This window comes from Vibrio intestinalis, from assembly GCF_025195085.2.
GTDB classification, from domain to species: domain Bacteria; phylum Pseudomonadota; class Gammaproteobacteria; order Enterobacterales; family Vibrionaceae; genus Vibrio; species Vibrio intestinalis.
This window is the reverse complement of sequence record NZ_JANAVY020000001.1, coordinates 128,553-144,241: the sequence shown is the minus strand read 5'-3', so window position 1 is coordinate 144,241 and position 15,689 is coordinate 128,553. Positions and strand designations below refer to the sequence as shown.

The window sequence follows — 15,689 nt, the reverse complement described above, 5'->3', positions numbered from 1 at the left end:
TAAATTTATTTTAGCTAAATCATCAAGTTAGAACAGAGCCTTATTTGGCACTTACTTTGCGTTATTACGGATATTGATAACGACAAGTAAGGCTAGAGAATGAGTAACCCAACCCCAATTTTGTTTGTCCATTATGGCGAAGATTGGATTCGCGGTAGTGAGCGCTGCTTACTGGATTTGATTCAGCATCTAGACGCCTCTCGCTATCACGCCATCGTTTGGACCAATAACCCCTCTTTGCACAAAGTGCTTACCTTTAATGGCATCCCTTGTCTGCTTGAAACCTTCCCTCTGCTGCTGGGTTGGAACAAACCGCGCTATAACCTCTTAGCGTGGGCGCGATTGGTTTTTACCGCCAGAAAGATCATCAATAAATACAAGATTGGCTTAGTTCACGTAAACAGTGCTGCGCCAAACCAGTGGATGAGCCTCGCGGCTCGATTGACCGCCACGCCTCTGGTAACCCACCTTCACAGTGATTACCCAGCTCGTGACCGTGTCACACACGCCTTGCATTTATCCCCTCATGTCATCACCGCTAGCCGTGCAATTTCGGCGCAGCTGATTGATGAAGGCTACAACGAAAAGCGTTTAAGCGTGGTGCACAACGGCTTGGACATCGGCAAACTTCAAGACACTCCAGCCATTGATGTCAAACAGCACCTCAAACTGGATGAAAAGGCGACCCTGTTCGTGACAGTGGGCTCACTGATTCATCGCAAAGGCATTGATCGAATTTTTCAAGCGCTTTGCTACTTGCGCCTTGAACACCCTAATAGTCACCTAGTCGTGATTGGAGATGGTGAAGAGAAACAAAATTTACAGCATCAGGTGAGCCAATTAGGTTTGGACAGCTGCGTCCACTTTGTCGGCGAGCAAAACAACGTCATCGGCTGGCTAAAAGGTTGTGATGCCTTCGTCAGTGGAGCACGTGAAGAAGCATTTGGCCTTGCTATTGCAGAGGCTGGCCTTGCTGGCATACCTATCATTGCTCCCCATGTTGGAGGTGTCCCCGAATTTATTACCCATGCGCAAACCGGCTTTCTTTACGCTAATCATGGCTACATGAACATGATGAAGTTGATGTCGAGTGTGGTGACTCATCCAGACTACTGCCGCCACATCGCCCATCAAGGGCAAAGCCATATCGAGCATAAATTGTCAGTACAACATTATGTGAGCGGTATTGAGCGAGTCTATCAACAACTACTCGAACAAAAGCGCACACCGCCAGCGCTTAGCCATTTGTTTCGCCCTGTACCGCACGCACTAAAACGGATGCAGAAAAATATTGGAGGTCGTCATGGCTAAACTGCATAACCTGATCTTCGATCCGATCCCTTTCAAAGGAGGGTCAAAAATCGCCACCAGTGACGCGCTAAGCCAATGCAATCGAGAAAATGTTCACTTTACCGTGCTGACTGTTGACCCCAACTATTGGGCTCAAAGCGCATTGATAAAAGAGCATGACGTGACGGTTTTAAAATTACGCTCTATCCCTTGGCTAAATCGCCGCTACCACGGGCTAGCGTATTGGCTTAATCAAGCCTTCTTTAGCCTCATAGTACTGCTTATTATGCTGCGCATACCAAAAGTCGATGCATTGATTGGCGCATCAGGCCCAGGCATCGACATGCCCCTTTACCTTGTGAAATGGCTAACCAAAGTGCCTGTGTTTCAGTTTGTTCATGGCAATGTCGCGTCTTCTCGCTCGATTGGTTGGTGCTTTACTCAGGTTGAAGGCGTGTTCTATTTACCTTCCACCAAACACAGTATACGCCTCGCACTGCGCGCCTATTTAAGCCAAACACTGCGTTTGGACGATGTTACCGCCATAGAGAACACCTACTTAAGTAACCGAAACTTCATTCAATTTGTGAATGGCATTAGTGCTGAGCGCTGGCCGACTCAAAGCCATAGTCACTTCCCAGTCTGCTTTTGGGCAGCTTCATTGCTTAAATGGAAAGGCCTTGAATTATTGGTCAATGCGCTACGGTACAGTCATCAAATCCAACCCATTGCGAGCCATATTTGCTTTATCAAACCGCAAAACAGCGCGGTTGAGACTTCGATAGCGCCCGTGGTGCTTAAACACACTAAATGGCATCAAGACCCACCAAACCTCGATGAAATTCGTGCACAGTGCAATATCTTTATATCGACTAGCCACAAAGAGCCGTTTGGCTTATCAATTCTAGAAGCACTCGCCGCGGGAATGTGTGTGGTGATTCCACAAGATGGTAGCTACTGGGACGGACGGCTAACCGATGGCGTGAATTGCGTTAAATATCAACCGCTCGATTTTCAGTCTCTTAGCCGCGCAATACTTTCGATTTACAAAGACGCAAGTAAGCTCAAAGTCTTACGTCGTAACGCGCTTGAAATTGCGAAGGAGTACCGCGCAGAAGCCACTTACCGTGCCATCTCAGCATCCATTGAATACGGCGCAACTGATGCTGTTCATGCTGTGCCTACCCGCGAGGAATAACGATGACGGTTTCCGTGGGCAATAACAAAAGTAGTGTGAACCAAGTGCAGAACGCCACGAACGCTCTGCCTTCAAAAAACGGTTCACCATGGATGCCTATACTGGTTCAAAAGTGGCGTGACAAGTTGCAGCCGTTTGAGCAGATGCTTCTCTATGGTCTGAGCCTAATTATGGTCAAAGGTGCAGCCTTCATTACATTGCCACTCATGACCCACTTTTTAAGCCCCGCGGACATCGGCCAATTGGAATTACTGGCCACTACAACTGTGTTCTTTAGTTTGCTGGTTGGCCTTGCAATGCATGAAAATCTCTATCGCTTCATTGCTACACAAAAGCAACCCCAATTACAGAAACAACTTGTGAGCAAACTGTATTACAGCACTTTGTTATTATCATTTGGGTTATGTGTATTGTTTGGCGCGATGGCTTTTGCCTTCCATTCATGGTCAAGTGCCATTATCAGCCCTGTTCAACAGGGTTTACTGGGCTGGGTGGTGATGTACGAAAGTGCGCTCGCGATCAGTTTTGCGTGGTTAAGGCTTCACAACAAAGCATGGCTATTCTTTAAAATCAGTATTGTCACAACCATGCTTCAAGTGTGCTTGGTCGTCACGAGTCTAAACTGGCAGCCTGATTTCACCACCATTTTTGCTATTGGCGTACTTTGCTCTACCTGCCAATTTGTTTGGTTACATTGCCACAACCGCTTTACGCTGCAGTTTTTAAGCTACCAACAGCTGCTTAAAATGCTCAAATACAGTGCACCACTGATGCTATCGGCATTAATTGCATTCGGTCTAAATGGTGGGGAGCGTTGGATTCTCGCCGTACAATTTGATTTAACGACGCTTGGCGTGTACGCCATCGCCGCTAAATTCGCCCTTGCACTCGGTATCGCGCTGCAACCTTTTCACATGTGGTGGATGCCGAAAAGATTTGAATCTTGGCGTACTCTGGGTGACAGCGTCACCGCATCAAAAACGCAACTCGGCATACTGCTCGCCTGCGTGTTAAGCCTTTTAGTATCAGGTTTTAGCCAACTGTTCATTCTTTATGCGCTCCCATCAGACTACCAAATGGCCGCATCGCTCACTGCAATTGCGCTTATCGCCATGTTGTTCAAAGAACTGACCGAACTGACCAATATTGGCATTCTAAAAACAAAGCAGACACAAACACTTTTACTGATTAATGGCCTAATCACTGGCATCACCTTCGCGCTGTTTTTAATGCTCTCATTAGATTCAATCTGGCTGATGGTGTTGTTGTTGGCCAGTTCGCAAATGGCGCGCTTTTTGGTGGTTACCCTTTGTAGCCAACGCAGCGCAAAACTGCCTTACCAAGTCGCACCTTTGGCGTTTATTGTTTTGGCAACCACAGCGTCACTCCTTGCTAATGCTTATATGACGAATCCTGTTTGGATGTTGCCTATCACTATAAGCGCCTTTATTTTCATTGCCACTACCGCGTACTACGGACGAATACTCCCATATTACAAACCTGCGGCGCACAGCATTAGGTCAAAAACATGACTTCGCCAGTCAGAGCCGCTCAACCTTCTATGCAAGTCAAAAACAGCAAACACGCGATTTTGATTTTGCTTATCTGCGCCTTTATTTCTTGCGCATGGTTCATTATACCTAATCCAGTCATCGTAGTTGCGCTCGCACTGCTGCCGTTGGGCGCCTTGTTCGTTGTCAACCAAACCTTTTGGTTTGTCTCTTTGTTTGTGCTGTTTTCATTCTTTCGAATTCACGAGGCCTTCAGCGTTCTTTATTCACTCAAAATTCCATTATTACTTTCACTTGGCGCTCTAGCTGGCTTGTCGTGGCATATTTTGATTAGCCGTTCATTAAAGGTCTATTGGCACTCAAGCCTCACTTGGATGGCGTTATTTTGGTTATTGGTCATTATCGGAATCGTATTTGCGTCCAATCGCGGTATGGCAGTCGCCAGTTTCAAAGGGATCTATTGGAAGATCATCATCATGACGTTAGCCATTACTTGGTTAGTGAACAGCCAAATTATGGTTAAGCGCATGTCTTTAATGATCGTCATTACAGGTATTCTTATTTCCTCAGTCGCGCTATTTAATTCCGTCAGTGGTATTGGTTTGGTGGAAGGTTCACGGGTTACCATAGGGCGCGATTTGGGCTCAATGCTCGGCGACCCAAACGATCTCGCCCTCGTATTAATGTTCCCTCTCGCGTTCGCTGTTAGCTTAACCATGACTAAGCAACTCGGCTTTGTTCGGGTTATCGGTTTAATTTGTACCGTTGCAGCCATGGCAGCAGTCATCGCCACTCAAAGCCGCGGCGGGTTGCTTGGCTCTCTCGCCGTATTTGGAATGTTTGGCCTCAAGTACATTCGCTCAAAAGTGCTATTGTTCACCCTAGCAGTCATTGCTGCCGGTCTTCTATTCGCATTGGCAGGGATTTCCGATAGACAATCAGGAGGCGCAGCAGAAGAAGGAATTGATGCATCAGCCATGGGACGTATCTATGCGTGGCAAGCGGCTTTTAAGATGGCACTTGAAAACCCATTGACTGGCGTTGGATTGGATAACTTTTACGTCAATTATTTCTATTATTCCCCTCATTGGGATGGCCTTAACCATGCCGTTCACAGCACGTGGTTTGGCGTATTGGCCGAAACTGGCTTTGTTGGCCTCGCCGTATTTGTTGGGCTGATCATTTCTTTGCTGCGTACCAGTCGCACTACCATTTCCAAGCTAGCGCAAAACCCTACTCGCTATTCCCTCTATCTTCACGCCAATGTCTATGCGGTTTACGCAGGCTTAATTGGTGTAATTGTTTCCGGCACCTTCCTCACGCAGGGCTTTAACTGGCCTCTTTACATACTCGCAGCTCTCGCAATATCAAGCGCACGCATTGTTCAAAACCATTCTCAAAATGAGAATCAAAATAAGCACATCAAAGACACATAACTTAACCTTTTGAAATTACTAACTTTACAATTTGGCACGCAATATGAAACAGATTGGGTTAACTGGTTAGATTGGCTAAAAAAATACGAGGCACTCATGTCTGCGACTCAAATTAAGTTATGGCTTCAAACCCACCCCAACCCAAGGTTTCGCGCCTTGTTTAAATTACTAAAACGTATTCGTAGTGCTGGGCTTCCTACGCCTCAATGGCTGAATAAACTCATGTACTTCACCTACCAGACAATTTCAATGCTGTGGCAAACACTGCTACGCGTATTGTTTTTTACACCAACATTCAAAGGTCGTCTAACCCAATGTGGGCGTGGCCTTTATTTGTACGGTGGCATACCACTTGTCACTGGGCCGTTAATTATAGAGTGTGGCGATCAGTGCAGAATCTCTGGCCAAACGACGTTTAGCGGTCGAATCCAAACTGATCAACCCCGCCTAGTCATTGGTAATAATGTCGATATTGGGTGGCAAAACACCATTGCGGTTGGCACAAAAGTAGTGATTGAAGACAACGTACGCATCGCCTCTGGCGCGTTTATCTTCGGCTATTCTGGTCACTCACTTGATGCGCAATTACGTGCTGAAGGCATGCCCGATGATGAGAGCAATATCGGCGATATATGGATTAAACAAGACGTATGGCTTGGCACTAACGTTACCATTCGACCCAACGTCACTATAGGTCAAGGAACGGTTGTCGCGGCTGGCAGCGTCGTCACTCGTGATTTACCCGATTTCGTGGTTGCAGCAGGCAACCCTGCAAAAATAGTTCGCCAGTTAAAGGAGCAACCTTATGCGTGATATGATCGTTTTTGGAGAAGATTTCGGTGGCCTACCATCTAGCACACAGCATTTGGTTAAGTACCTGGCTAAAGATAGAAAAGTTATCTGGGTCAATTCTATTGGCCTTCGTCAGCCTCGCTTAAACTTGAGCGATTGCAAACGCGCCGCAAGCAAACTACTTGGCCAAGGCAAACAAGGCTTTGATCGCTTTGAAGACACGCCGACCAACATCTCAGTGGTTAACCTGCGTACCATTCCAGCGCCGCAATCTGGGTTATCACGTCAAATGGCCAAGCAAATGATGCTAAGCCAATTAAAGCCAATTCTAAAAAGCCATAATATTCATAATCCGATTCTGTGGTCGTCGCTACCCACCGCGGCTGATTTAGTTGGTCATTTGGATGAACATGCGGTGGTTTACTACTGCGGTGATGACTTTTCCGCACTAAGTGGCGTCGACCATAAAACCGTCGCAAAACACGAGAAGAAATTGGTTGAGAGAGCAAACATCATTTTTGGTGCGAGTGAAAACCTATGCGCAAAATTTCCCAACTGTAAAACCCAATTGCTGCCCCACGGCGTCGATCTCGACCTATTCACTCACCCGACGAACCCAGCCCAAGATCTACCAAAATCGGGCAAACCGATAGCTGGCTTTTACGGTAGTCTGTCAACGTGGATTGATTATGAGTTAATTCATTACGTCGCGATTAACTTGCCCAATTGGGAATTTGTTTTTATTGGCCCAAATGAGCTCAATCACTACCCGTTACCTCGTTTGGATAATGTGCATTATCTCGGCCCTAAGCCACATCATGAATTGCCTAGTTATAGCCAACATTGGCAAGCAAGCTTGTTACCTTTTAAGGCTAACGATCAAATTAACGCCTGTAATCCTCTTAAGTTGCTTGAGTATTTAGCGGTTGGTGCGCCTGTTATTTCTACACCATTTCCTGCGTTAAAGCCTTACAGCAAGTACATCAATGTGGTTGAAACGGCCCACGAAATGAGTGGCGCATTAAAGCTCGCCACCTATGAGCCTCGTCTACCAAGTGACATTGTCACTCAAGACAGCTGGCAGTGCAGAGGTGAGTTTGTCAAACGCATGTTGGACCAACTATGAATGGGCTAACGTTTAGGATCATCACTCTGCTTAATGCAGCGTGGCGGCAGCGTTACGTTATCTTGATTCCGATACTCATCCTACCAATCGTGGGGTTTACGTTAGCAAAACTAGCGCCTAAAACTTATGTGTCGCACACCAGCATGTTGGTGCAAGAAACCGCCAAAATGAACCCTTTCCTCGAAGACCTCGCGGTTTCTACCATGCTCAAAGAGCGCTTAAATGCGCTCAGCACACTGCTAAAAAGTCGCCATATATTACGCGCTGTCGCGACAGAGCAAGGTTTAATCTCAGCGCAAAGCACTCCGCAAGAAATTGAACGCGTTATTGCCGAGCTCTCAGCCAGTTTATCGGTCTCCCAGCCCGGTAAAGACTTTTTAAAGATACAACTAACCTCTGATGACCCAAGTAATATGCAAGCGCTGCTTGCATCTATCAGTGATCATTTTATCGAGCAACTACTCGCGCCTGAACGCTCATCCATACGCGATTCAAGTGAGTTTTTAACGGTGCACATCAACAAACGACGTGAAGAACTCGATCTCGCAGAAGCTGAGCTAGCCAATTTTAAAAACCAAAACCTCGCGGTGACTCCTGAGATGCAAAACCAAGCCCTTACCCAGCTTGCAAGCTTAAAGCAAAATTTAGCCGAAAAAGAAGCGGAGCTAGCGGGCGTTGAGAAAAGCTTAGGTTCGTTAGATCAGCAGCTCTCTAAAACTAACCCTGTGATTGGTAAAATCGAAGACCAAATCATCGACATCCGAAGTTCACTCACTTTGCTGCAAGCCAAATACACCGATAGCCATAGCGCAGTTCAGGCTAAACAAAGAGAACTAGTAAGACTAGAGAACGAACGCAGCCGTTTACTAGAGGTGGAACAGCCCAACATTTCTAGTGGTCAACTGTGGGATATCGCCAGTAGCAATACGCTGTCAAACATGAACGAAGTTCAGCCGCTGCTAGTAACGCAACTGCATAGCTTGCAACTGGTACGTGGCCGATTCGAATCTTTGACTGAAGAGACAAAGAGCTTGCGCTCGATGATTCAAGAGTTAGAGCAAAAAGCGCAGCGATTTGGTGATACTGCGAAAGAAATGCATCAATTAGAGCGTGAAGTAAAGATCAAACGTCAGCTCTACGATCAACTGATTGAACGCTACGAAATGGCTCAGCTCACGGGTTCATTAGGGCAATTTGAAGAAAGCAAACGAATAAAGATTATCGATCTTCCCTACACGCCCGGCGCGCCAGCAAATTTACCTAGCATACTCTACGTGCTGGCCGGTTTAGTCGCGGGGGTTGCCTTGGGGATCGGTATCGCAATTTTACTCGAACTGTTTGATACCAGCATTCGCCGACCTGAACAAATTGTAGAGATTATTAATGCCCCAGTAATCACTTCTATTCCGAGAATCTCAAGTCGCTTCTCAAAATGATAAACAAGTTGAAAACCAAAGGCAAACCTTCCTAAGTAATTGAAATTAATTACTAATAATTTTGGCATATGTTCTGCAACACAGGATACATGGTTCGAACGCATCGTTCGTTACGACAAAACTCTAGGTGAGCAATATGGATAATTCGAAAACAAACACCGCTAAACAGTTGGCCAAGCCGTTAGCTTCCTCACACTCGCGAACCAAGCGGACGTTACACATCCATGTCGTGCAGCATCTCAAGCCAGGCGGGATTGAATCCTTGGTATTGGAAATTCTTAACCATAAAAAGCATAACCAGCAGATTTTAATCGTCAGTCTTGAAGGTGACAGGCTCTCTGCAATCGCCCACTGGCCAAAGCTAGAGCCCTTCAAACATCAATTATTGTTTCTCAATAAACCACAGGGCTTAAGCTACCAGTGCTACCGGACTCTGAGAAAACTGTTTGCCATCGTTAAACCTGATGTGGTGCATACTCATCACATTGGCCCATTGCTTTATGCTGGTATCGCAGCGAAACAGGCTAATGTTGCCTGCCGTATACACACCGAGCACGATGCGTGGCATCTCAGCCAAACCAAACACGCATTAATACAGCGTTTGGCACTCAAACTAGCCAAACCCTTTTTAGTCGCCGATGCCCAATTGGTTAAACAAAAGCTCGATGAGCAGTTCCACTACCCACAAACTCGCGTAATAAAAAACGGGATTGATTGCGATCGCTTTAAGCCCGCGTCCAAATCGTTAGCTCGTCAACAACTAGGGTTGCCGCTTGAACCCACCATCATTGGCAGCGCAGGACGTCTAGAGCACGTCAAAGGTCATGACATTCTTGTGCAAGCACTAACAATGCTACCTAAGCAATACCACCTTGCTATCGCAGGCGCAGGTAGCCAAACTCAAGCTTTGCAAAGTCTCGCTGAACAGTGTGGTGTATCCGAACGGATCATTTGGCTAGGTCAGGTCGATAACATGCCTAGATTTTATCAATCGCTCGATCTATTTTGCCTCCCTTCCCGCTGTGAAGGTTTTCCACTGGCGACTTTGGAAGCGCAGGCATGCAATATCAAAACAATGGCATCAGATGTTGGTGCAAGCAAAGAAACTCTTTGCCCACACACAGGGGTAAGTTTTGCGCCCGACAGCCCAATTAGTTTAGCGGCGGCAATTTTAAAACAGCTCAACACCGAAACCATTACCCAGCCAAGACGATTTGTCTTAGAACACAACAACATCACCAAGATGATCTCCGACTATCAATCGATTCTAATGGAGGCGTAATCAATGAATGAGATTGTATTACAAGTGTTGTTTGTTACCTCAGTGGTACTCATTCTTTATCACCACTTTGGCTACCCGCTGTTGCTGCGTTGGCTTGCCTCGCGAAGAGCGGAACAAAACCACGCAGAAGTTCGTGGCTATCAAAACGTGAAGGCCGATCGTCAGCGACGCACAGTAACTATCATCGTACCTGCGTATAACGAGCAACGCTGGATAGCGGATAAAATTCGTAACTTGGCTGCGCTCGATTATCCGCGCAGCCAATATAAGGTGATCATCGCCTGTGATGGATGCACTGACGACACAGTCGAAATCGCACAACAAACTATTCAAGAAGCAATCTGCAGTGACACTCATTTTGAGATTTTGGCCTATGAGAAAAATCGCGGTAAAGTGGCTCTAATCAACCATTTAATGCCTACGGTTAGCTCTGACATCACGGTTTTAAGCGATGTATCTTGCCTTGTGGCGGTGGATGCACTGATTATCGCTGACAAGCACTTCCAATCTTACTTAGTCGGAGTGGTCAATAGCCAATACTGCTTAATGGCGGCAGGAAGCGACGGTGAAGCGAAATATTGGCGCTATCAAGCGCAAAACCAATTAGGCGAATCGGAGCTAGGCGCAAACATTGGCGCACATGGCGCACTGTTCGCTTTTCGCACTCACCTATTTGAAAACCTGCCTCAAGACATCATTAACGATGATTTTGTTTTGCCAATGCAGATCATTCGCAAAGGCTACATCGCTGTCTATGAACCCATGATGATCGCGATTGAACAAGAACCGACTCAGTTAAGCCAAGATATCCAGCGTAGATTAAGAATATCCGCAGGTAACATGCAGCAGGCGATTCATTTAGCCGATCTTTTTTTGCCAAAGTATCGCGGCGTCGCATTTGCCTTCGCTTCTGGTAAAGGGTTAAGGCTAGCTACGCCCTATCTAATGATCATTAGCCTTGTCAGCAGCCTTTTGTTGATTAGTAACTCAATATTTTTTGCTTTGCTGCTTGCGCAGATCGCGCTCTATCTTCTCGCCATACTAGGGCATTTTTTGCCAAAGATTTTCAAACACAAACTGTGTCGCCTTTTGACCTATTTGATGGTTGGTCATTGCGTCAATTTTATCGGCGGCCTGCGCTATCTAATCGGTTTAGAAACTGGCCATTGGAAAAAAATAAACAACAATTAGGACGTGATTATGCTTTCAACTTTTGCCATTCATACTACTGCGCGGCCGACCACTTGGTTGGCCAAAAGGTTATTCGATATCATTGGTTCTATCGCAGCGTTAATTTTACTCGCTCCGATTATGCCAATCATCGCCATATCGATAAAAACAACCTCTAGAGGCCCAGTGTTTTACCGGCAGCAACGGGTGGGCAAATCGACCCCCTCAAAAATGGAGTTTTTCGACATCATTAAATTTCGCACCATGTATCAAGATGCCGAAGCGCGCTCAGGAGCCGTTTGGGCCTCTAGTAACGACCCAAGAATCACGCCTGTTGGTCGGTTTTTAAGGAAAACTCGTTTAGATGAAATTCCTCAACTGTTTAACGTACTAAAAGGCGAAATGTCTTTAATTGGCCCCCGCCCAGAAAGACCCAGTTTCTACAACAAGCTAGAAACAGCGATTCCATATTTTGCCGACCGTACTTACGGTGTGATGCCGGGTATCACGGGCCTTGCACAAGTAAAACAAGGCTACGACACCTGCATCGATGATGTAAGAAGAAAAGTCGGTTACGACCACAGCTATGCATTGTCACTCCGCTCCACTAAATCATGGCTACTCATGGACGCAAGCATCATCGTGATGACCATAGTCGTGATGTTTAACGGCCGAGGCCAATAGCCCCGCAACGAGCCCTATAAGGTGTGCGTGATCGCACGCACACTCTCGTCACCTTCTCGAATAAAAAACCAACAATCAGCACATATGTGCGCCAAACGATTCAAATTACGAGAATTTACGCTTGCACCACTGAGCCTCTCTGGGTAATATCCAACTCGTTCTTAGGAATGGGTCCGTAGCTCAGTTGGTTAGAGTACTACCTTGACATGGTAGGGGTCGGCGATTCGAGTTCGCCCGGACCCACCATTCCTTACTGCGAAAGCAGAGACAAAATTTGGGTCCGTAGCTCAGTTGGTTAGAGTACTACCTTGACATGGTAGGGGTCGGCGATTCGAGTTCGCCCGGACCCACCAAATTTAGTTCATTATGAACAAACAAAGCCCAGCATCGCTGGGCTTTGTTGTATCTGAAGGTTATCACCTCTAACTCTCTTTCAAATATGGCTCGACATCTTCTAAGTCAAGTAGCTCTTCAGGTAAATATTTCTCTGCGTAGCTACGATAGACCCCGCTGCTGAGTAGCAACTGGAATACCTGCTTATCAATATGACCGCCCTGCACCATTTTCGACATAATGGAGATCGCCTCACGCAAAGATTTGGCCTTTTTGTATGGCCTATCTGCTGCGGTTAGGGCTTCAAATATATCTGCCACGACAAGGATGCGCTCAGGGATCGATAAATCCTCGCCTTTTAACCGTCTTGGGTAACCATTGCCGACCATAGTTTCATGGTGGGTCGTCGCGTATCTCGCTACTCGCGCGAGCTCTGGTGGGAACGGAATACTTTCTAACATCCGAATACCACTGATCATGTGTTCATTGATTTTAAATCGCTCTTCAGCCGATAACGTGCCGCGCTGCACTGACAGATTGTAGATTTCCCCATGGTTGTACAACTTCTCTGGTATATCGACTTTAATGCCTAGCTCTGGATCTAAATCATAACTGCCATGACGGTCGATGACATGTTCATCTCTGTCTGATAAGAGCTTTTCTGTTGCTGGTGTATTTTCAGGTTGATGACGTGTTTCTTCTAATGGTGACAAGCCCAGACCACGGTCAAAATAGCGCGTCCACTCTTTTTCAGCCAATAAGTGCAATCGCTCGATATCTTGCTCAGACATAAACTCACCGCCGACGTTGGCATTGGCAATAAAACCAAACTCCTCTCTTAACTGTTCGAGCTCTTGCTGTAGTTCACTGTCGAGATCGACCTGGTTATCGAGTTTGCCCAGTAAATGCTTAATTTGTGCGTCTCGCCACAACACTTCGAAGCGCATTCGAACCTCGTGGATACGGTTGTAGTTGGTTTCGAGCTTGCTTCCTTTATCAACCACGTATTCAGGCGTAGCGATTTTGCCGCAGTCATGCAGCCATGCGGCAATTCTAAACTCACGTCGCTCTTCATCATTTTCAAAACGGAAATGCTTAAACTGCCCATCTTCAGTGTTCTCTGCGGCCTCAGCCAACATGAGTGCAATTTCCGGAACTCGGTGGCAATGGCCAGCGGTATAAGGCGACTTTTCATCGATCGCTCTGGCGATTAGCTGAATCACAGATTCAAAAAATTCGTTTTGCTGCTGCTCAAATCGTTCAAATGAATGGCTACTACGAATCACTGAAAGACCGAGTTGATGGATCTCTTCTACTCGACTGTGAACTCGCTGTACTTCGCTATAGCGGCGTTTTTTCACCAGTTTGACTTGTTGTCGAAGCAAATTAATCGGTTCAGAAATCGGCCGAGCCATGACCCAAGCAAACGGAATAAGTGCCGCAAGTGCCAGTAACGATGCGCCCACTGAGTACCACGTCACCTCTTTTACTCCCGCCATCACGTAGGCTTTCGGTACAATTACCGCGAAAAAGCGTGGTTCGATGTCTGTTAGGCGTTTAATAAAGAGGTATTTTTGCTCACCATTAATGGTGATTTCTTGCACGGCATCGATGTATTGATTCATCGAGGTATATTTGACGATCTCTCGATAAGGTAAGAATGTATAAGTCGACTGGGCTGCGCCACTAGAGAACCATTTTTCACGAAGCTCTTGTCGTTGTGACTCGGTAATATTCGCCAGTGCAAGGTTTATAATTTCAACCACTTCACTGTATTCATCACGCACTGAGTAGTAGAAATTCCTCGGTAGATTCGTTGATTCAAGCGCGTGTACGGTTAGGCTCTCCCTGAACTTCTCTTGCACTTTGTTCATTAAAACCCGATGTAGATCCAAAACTGCTTCTATGTTTCCCGCTTCAAGATCATCAATCGCCGCATGTAACGAGTCATAGGAGACGAGGCTAATGGATGGGAATTGTTGTTGGATGTTGTCTTGAATACTCCACCCTTTAAGTACGCCAATTTTTCTACCCGACAATTGGTTTAATGACGTCACAGGGTCACTACTCTCGTTCATAAGTAGCGCGTAGTTTCCTCTATAAAGGCGCTCACCCAACACACCCATTGATTCAAACTCACTCGGGTCTGAGAACGATTGTAAAATGTCGATTTTTCCTTGAGAAAAGTCGTTCACTAACTCGTTCCACGAGCGGCCATTGACGTATTTAAACTGTAAGCCTGTCATCTCTGAGATCACTTTAAATATGTCGATAGCAAAGCCATTTGGTCTTCCGCCTACGGTAAAATCTATCGGCCCCCAATCATTTTGGTTGGATACTTTAAGCTCTGGCGCATTGGTGATGATTTCAATTTGTCGGTCAGTTAAAGGCAATGAACTGACGAGAGGAAGTCTATCTTCAATATCTATTTTTTTGTTGGTGGCGATAAGACGGCCATCCGCTCGATAAATAAATGCTTCTGCTTGCGGTTCATGCTTGTTTTCAACAAAACGATTGGTTAACTGAGATTCTAATGAGGAAAGAAGCACATCGACGCCCACGACGGTTTCACTGCCCTCAACCTTGATAGAAAATGTTTCACCGGTAACCTTTAGTGTATTGAAAAGATAAGGTGGCGTGTAATAAACACGTCCTTGTATAGCATTTTCATACCAGCTTCGTTGGGTAGGTAAAAAGTTACTAAACTGTTCCTCTTGATCAAGTTGATTAAAATTGCGGTCATAGAATGTAGAGACTTTACGGCGCTGTTTACCCTCTCCTTTATGTTCCACCAGCAGCCAACGCTCACCGCGTTCGGTTTTGAGCGTTTGTTTAATCTGTTCTGATTCCAAGTTAATTAATTGGAAAAATTCGTTGTTCTCTTTAGCGACATAAATGCTGTGCAAACTTGGGTCACGGGTGAGCAGCTTTGACAAAGGCACGACCAATCGTTTTTCGGCAACGTCTGTTCCGATAATCTGAACCAGTTGAGCGCCACCTTTGGTGATGTTCTCAGCTAGAGTGTGTAAGTTTGAAAGGTGACTCGACACCCCATTAGCGATAACTTGATAGCGAGTAAGCGTATGGTTTAACTCGTTTTTGGTCGCAAAGTGATACTGAATAACCAGCGCTACGCCCGCCGTAAACAAGGTGCAAAACACAAACATCATGCCCAGCGCTACTCTTAGCGATATACGTTTCCTTTTAATTTCACTCACGTCCGTCACCTTTGTGATTCCATAGACATCTAAATAATAGCTAAAACTCAATGCTTTATTGAGCCGCCACTCAAATTGCAAAAAATATGTGATTAAAACGAATTTGATACTCAACGCTCCATCACACTATCGATGTGTCCATCGTGATTTTACGTAACTAGCACTTAAAGCGATCGCAGCTTTCTCGATTGAGTAGCCAAATAACGTTGAGTT

The 15,689-nt window shown here is 46.0% G+C and carries 11 protein-coding genes and 2 tRNA genes; 12 read left to right on the top strand and 1 reads right to left on the bottom strand.

Going from position 1 to position 15,689, the window contains the following annotated elements; all coding sequences use genetic code 11:
* The first annotated feature begins 99 nt into the window (after positions 1–99).
* The 12 genes from MU515_RS00580 to MU515_RS00525 all read left to right on the top strand — a co-directional run bounded on the left by MU515_RS00580 (position 100) and on the right by MU515_RS00525 (position 12,278).
* Entirely contained in the window at positions 100–1,311 is a 1,212-nt protein-coding gene (locus MU515_RS00580) for a glycosyltransferase (protein WP_260258416.1), read from the top strand.
* Positions 1,304–2,488, top strand: coding sequence for a glycosyltransferase family 4 protein (locus MU515_RS00575; RefSeq protein ID WP_260258415.1), 1,185 nt, complete (start codon positions 1,304–1,306; stop codon positions 2,486–2,488). Before MU515_RS00580 ends, MU515_RS00575 begins: the two co-directional genes overlap by 8 nt.
* 2 nt (positions 2,489–2,490) lie before the next feature.
* Positions 2,491–4,020 (top strand): lipopolysaccharide biosynthesis protein, encoded by a 1,530-nt coding sequence (locus tag MU515_RS00570; protein WP_260258414.1) that lies wholly within the window; start codon positions 2,491–2,493, stop codon positions 4,018–4,020.
* Entirely contained in the window at positions 4,017–5,435 is a 1,419-nt protein-coding gene (locus tag MU515_RS00565) for an O-antigen ligase family protein (RefSeq protein WP_260258413.1), read from the top strand. Before MU515_RS00570 ends, MU515_RS00565 begins: the two co-directional genes overlap by 4 nt.
* A 96-nt stretch (positions 5,436–5,531) precedes the next feature.
* Positions 5,532–6,248, top strand: a complete 717-nt coding sequence (locus tag MU515_RS00560; RefSeq protein ID WP_260258412.1) for a DapH/DapD/GlmU-related protein — start codon at positions 5,532–5,534, stop codon at positions 6,246–6,248.
* On the top strand, positions 6,241–7,353 hold the full coding sequence (locus MU515_RS00555; protein ID WP_260258411.1) for a glycosyltransferase family protein: 1,113 nt from the start codon (positions 6,241–6,243) through the stop codon (positions 7,351–7,353). The genes MU515_RS00560 and MU515_RS00555 overlap by 8 nt, the downstream gene beginning before the upstream one ends.
* Positions 7,350–8,789: a GumC family protein gene (locus tag MU515_RS00550; protein ID WP_260258410.1), complete on the top strand. Its 1,440-nt coding sequence runs from the start codon at positions 7,350–7,352 to the stop codon at positions 8,787–8,789. Before MU515_RS00555 ends, MU515_RS00550 begins: the two co-directional genes overlap by 4 nt.
* Positions 8,790–8,925: 136 nt before the next feature.
* A complete protein-coding gene (locus MU515_RS00545) occupies positions 8,926–10,071 on the top strand; it encodes a glycosyltransferase (RefSeq protein ID WP_260258409.1) in 1,146 nt (381 codons plus the stop codon).
* Positions 10,072–10,074: 3 nt separating this feature from the next.
* Entirely contained in the window at positions 10,075–11,262 is a 1,188-nt protein-coding gene (locus MU515_RS00540; RefSeq protein WP_260258408.1) for a glycosyltransferase family 2 protein, read from the top strand.
* A gap of 9 nt (positions 11,263–11,271) precedes the next feature.
* A complete protein-coding gene (locus MU515_RS00535; protein WP_260258407.1) occupies positions 11,272–11,925 on the top strand; it encodes a sugar transferase in 654 nt (217 codons plus the stop codon).
* Between the two features lie 169 nt (positions 11,926–12,094).
* Positions 12,095–12,171: transfer RNA gene (locus MU515_RS00530), tRNA-Val, on the top strand.
* A 30-nt stretch (positions 12,172–12,201) separates the two neighbouring features.
* Positions 12,202–12,278 (top strand) — tRNA-Val (locus MU515_RS00525).
* Positions 12,279–12,347: 69 nt separating this feature from the next.
* Here MU515_RS00525 and MU515_RS00520 read toward each other — a convergent pair.
* On the bottom strand, positions 12,348–15,476 hold the full coding sequence (locus MU515_RS00520) for an HD domain-containing phosphohydrolase (RefSeq protein WP_260258406.1): 3,129 nt from the start codon (positions 15,474–15,476) through the stop codon (positions 12,348–12,350).
* Positions 15,477–15,689 lie beyond the last annotated feature (213 nt).

Excerpts from the sequence above, each read along its gene's own strand:
- MU515_RS00580 (WP_260258416.1), top strand. The coding sequence starts at position 100 with ATGAGTAACCCAACCCCAATTTTGTTTGTCCATTATGGCGAAGATTGG.
- MU515_RS00575 (WP_260258415.1), top strand. The coding sequence starts at position 1,304 with ATGGCTAAACTGCATAACCTGATCTTCGATCCGATCCCTTTCAAAGGA.
- MU515_RS00570 (WP_260258414.1), top strand. The coding sequence starts at position 2,491 with ATGACGGTTTCCGTGGGCAATAACAAAAGTAGTGTGAACCAAGTGCAG.
- MU515_RS00565 (WP_260258413.1), top strand. The coding sequence starts at position 4,017 with ATGACTTCGCCAGTCAGAGCCGCTCAACCTTCTATGCAAGTCAAAAAC.
- MU515_RS00560 (WP_260258412.1), top strand. The coding sequence starts at position 5,532 with ATGTCTGCGACTCAAATTAAGTTATGGCTTCAAACCCACCCCAACCCA.
- MU515_RS00555 (WP_260258411.1), top strand. The coding sequence starts at position 6,241 with ATGCGTGATATGATCGTTTTTGGAGAAGATTTCGGTGGCCTACCATCT.
- MU515_RS00550 (WP_260258410.1), top strand. The coding sequence starts at position 7,350 with ATGAATGGGCTAACGTTTAGGATCATCACTCTGCTTAATGCAGCGTGG.
- MU515_RS00545 (WP_260258409.1), top strand. The coding sequence starts at position 8,926 with ATGGATAATTCGAAAACAAACACCGCTAAACAGTTGGCCAAGCCGTTA.
- MU515_RS00540 (WP_260258408.1), top strand. The coding sequence starts at position 10,075 with ATGAATGAGATTGTATTACAAGTGTTGTTTGTTACCTCAGTGGTACTC.
- MU515_RS00535 (WP_260258407.1), top strand. The coding sequence starts at position 11,272 with ATGCTTTCAACTTTTGCCATTCATACTACTGCGCGGCCGACCACTTGG.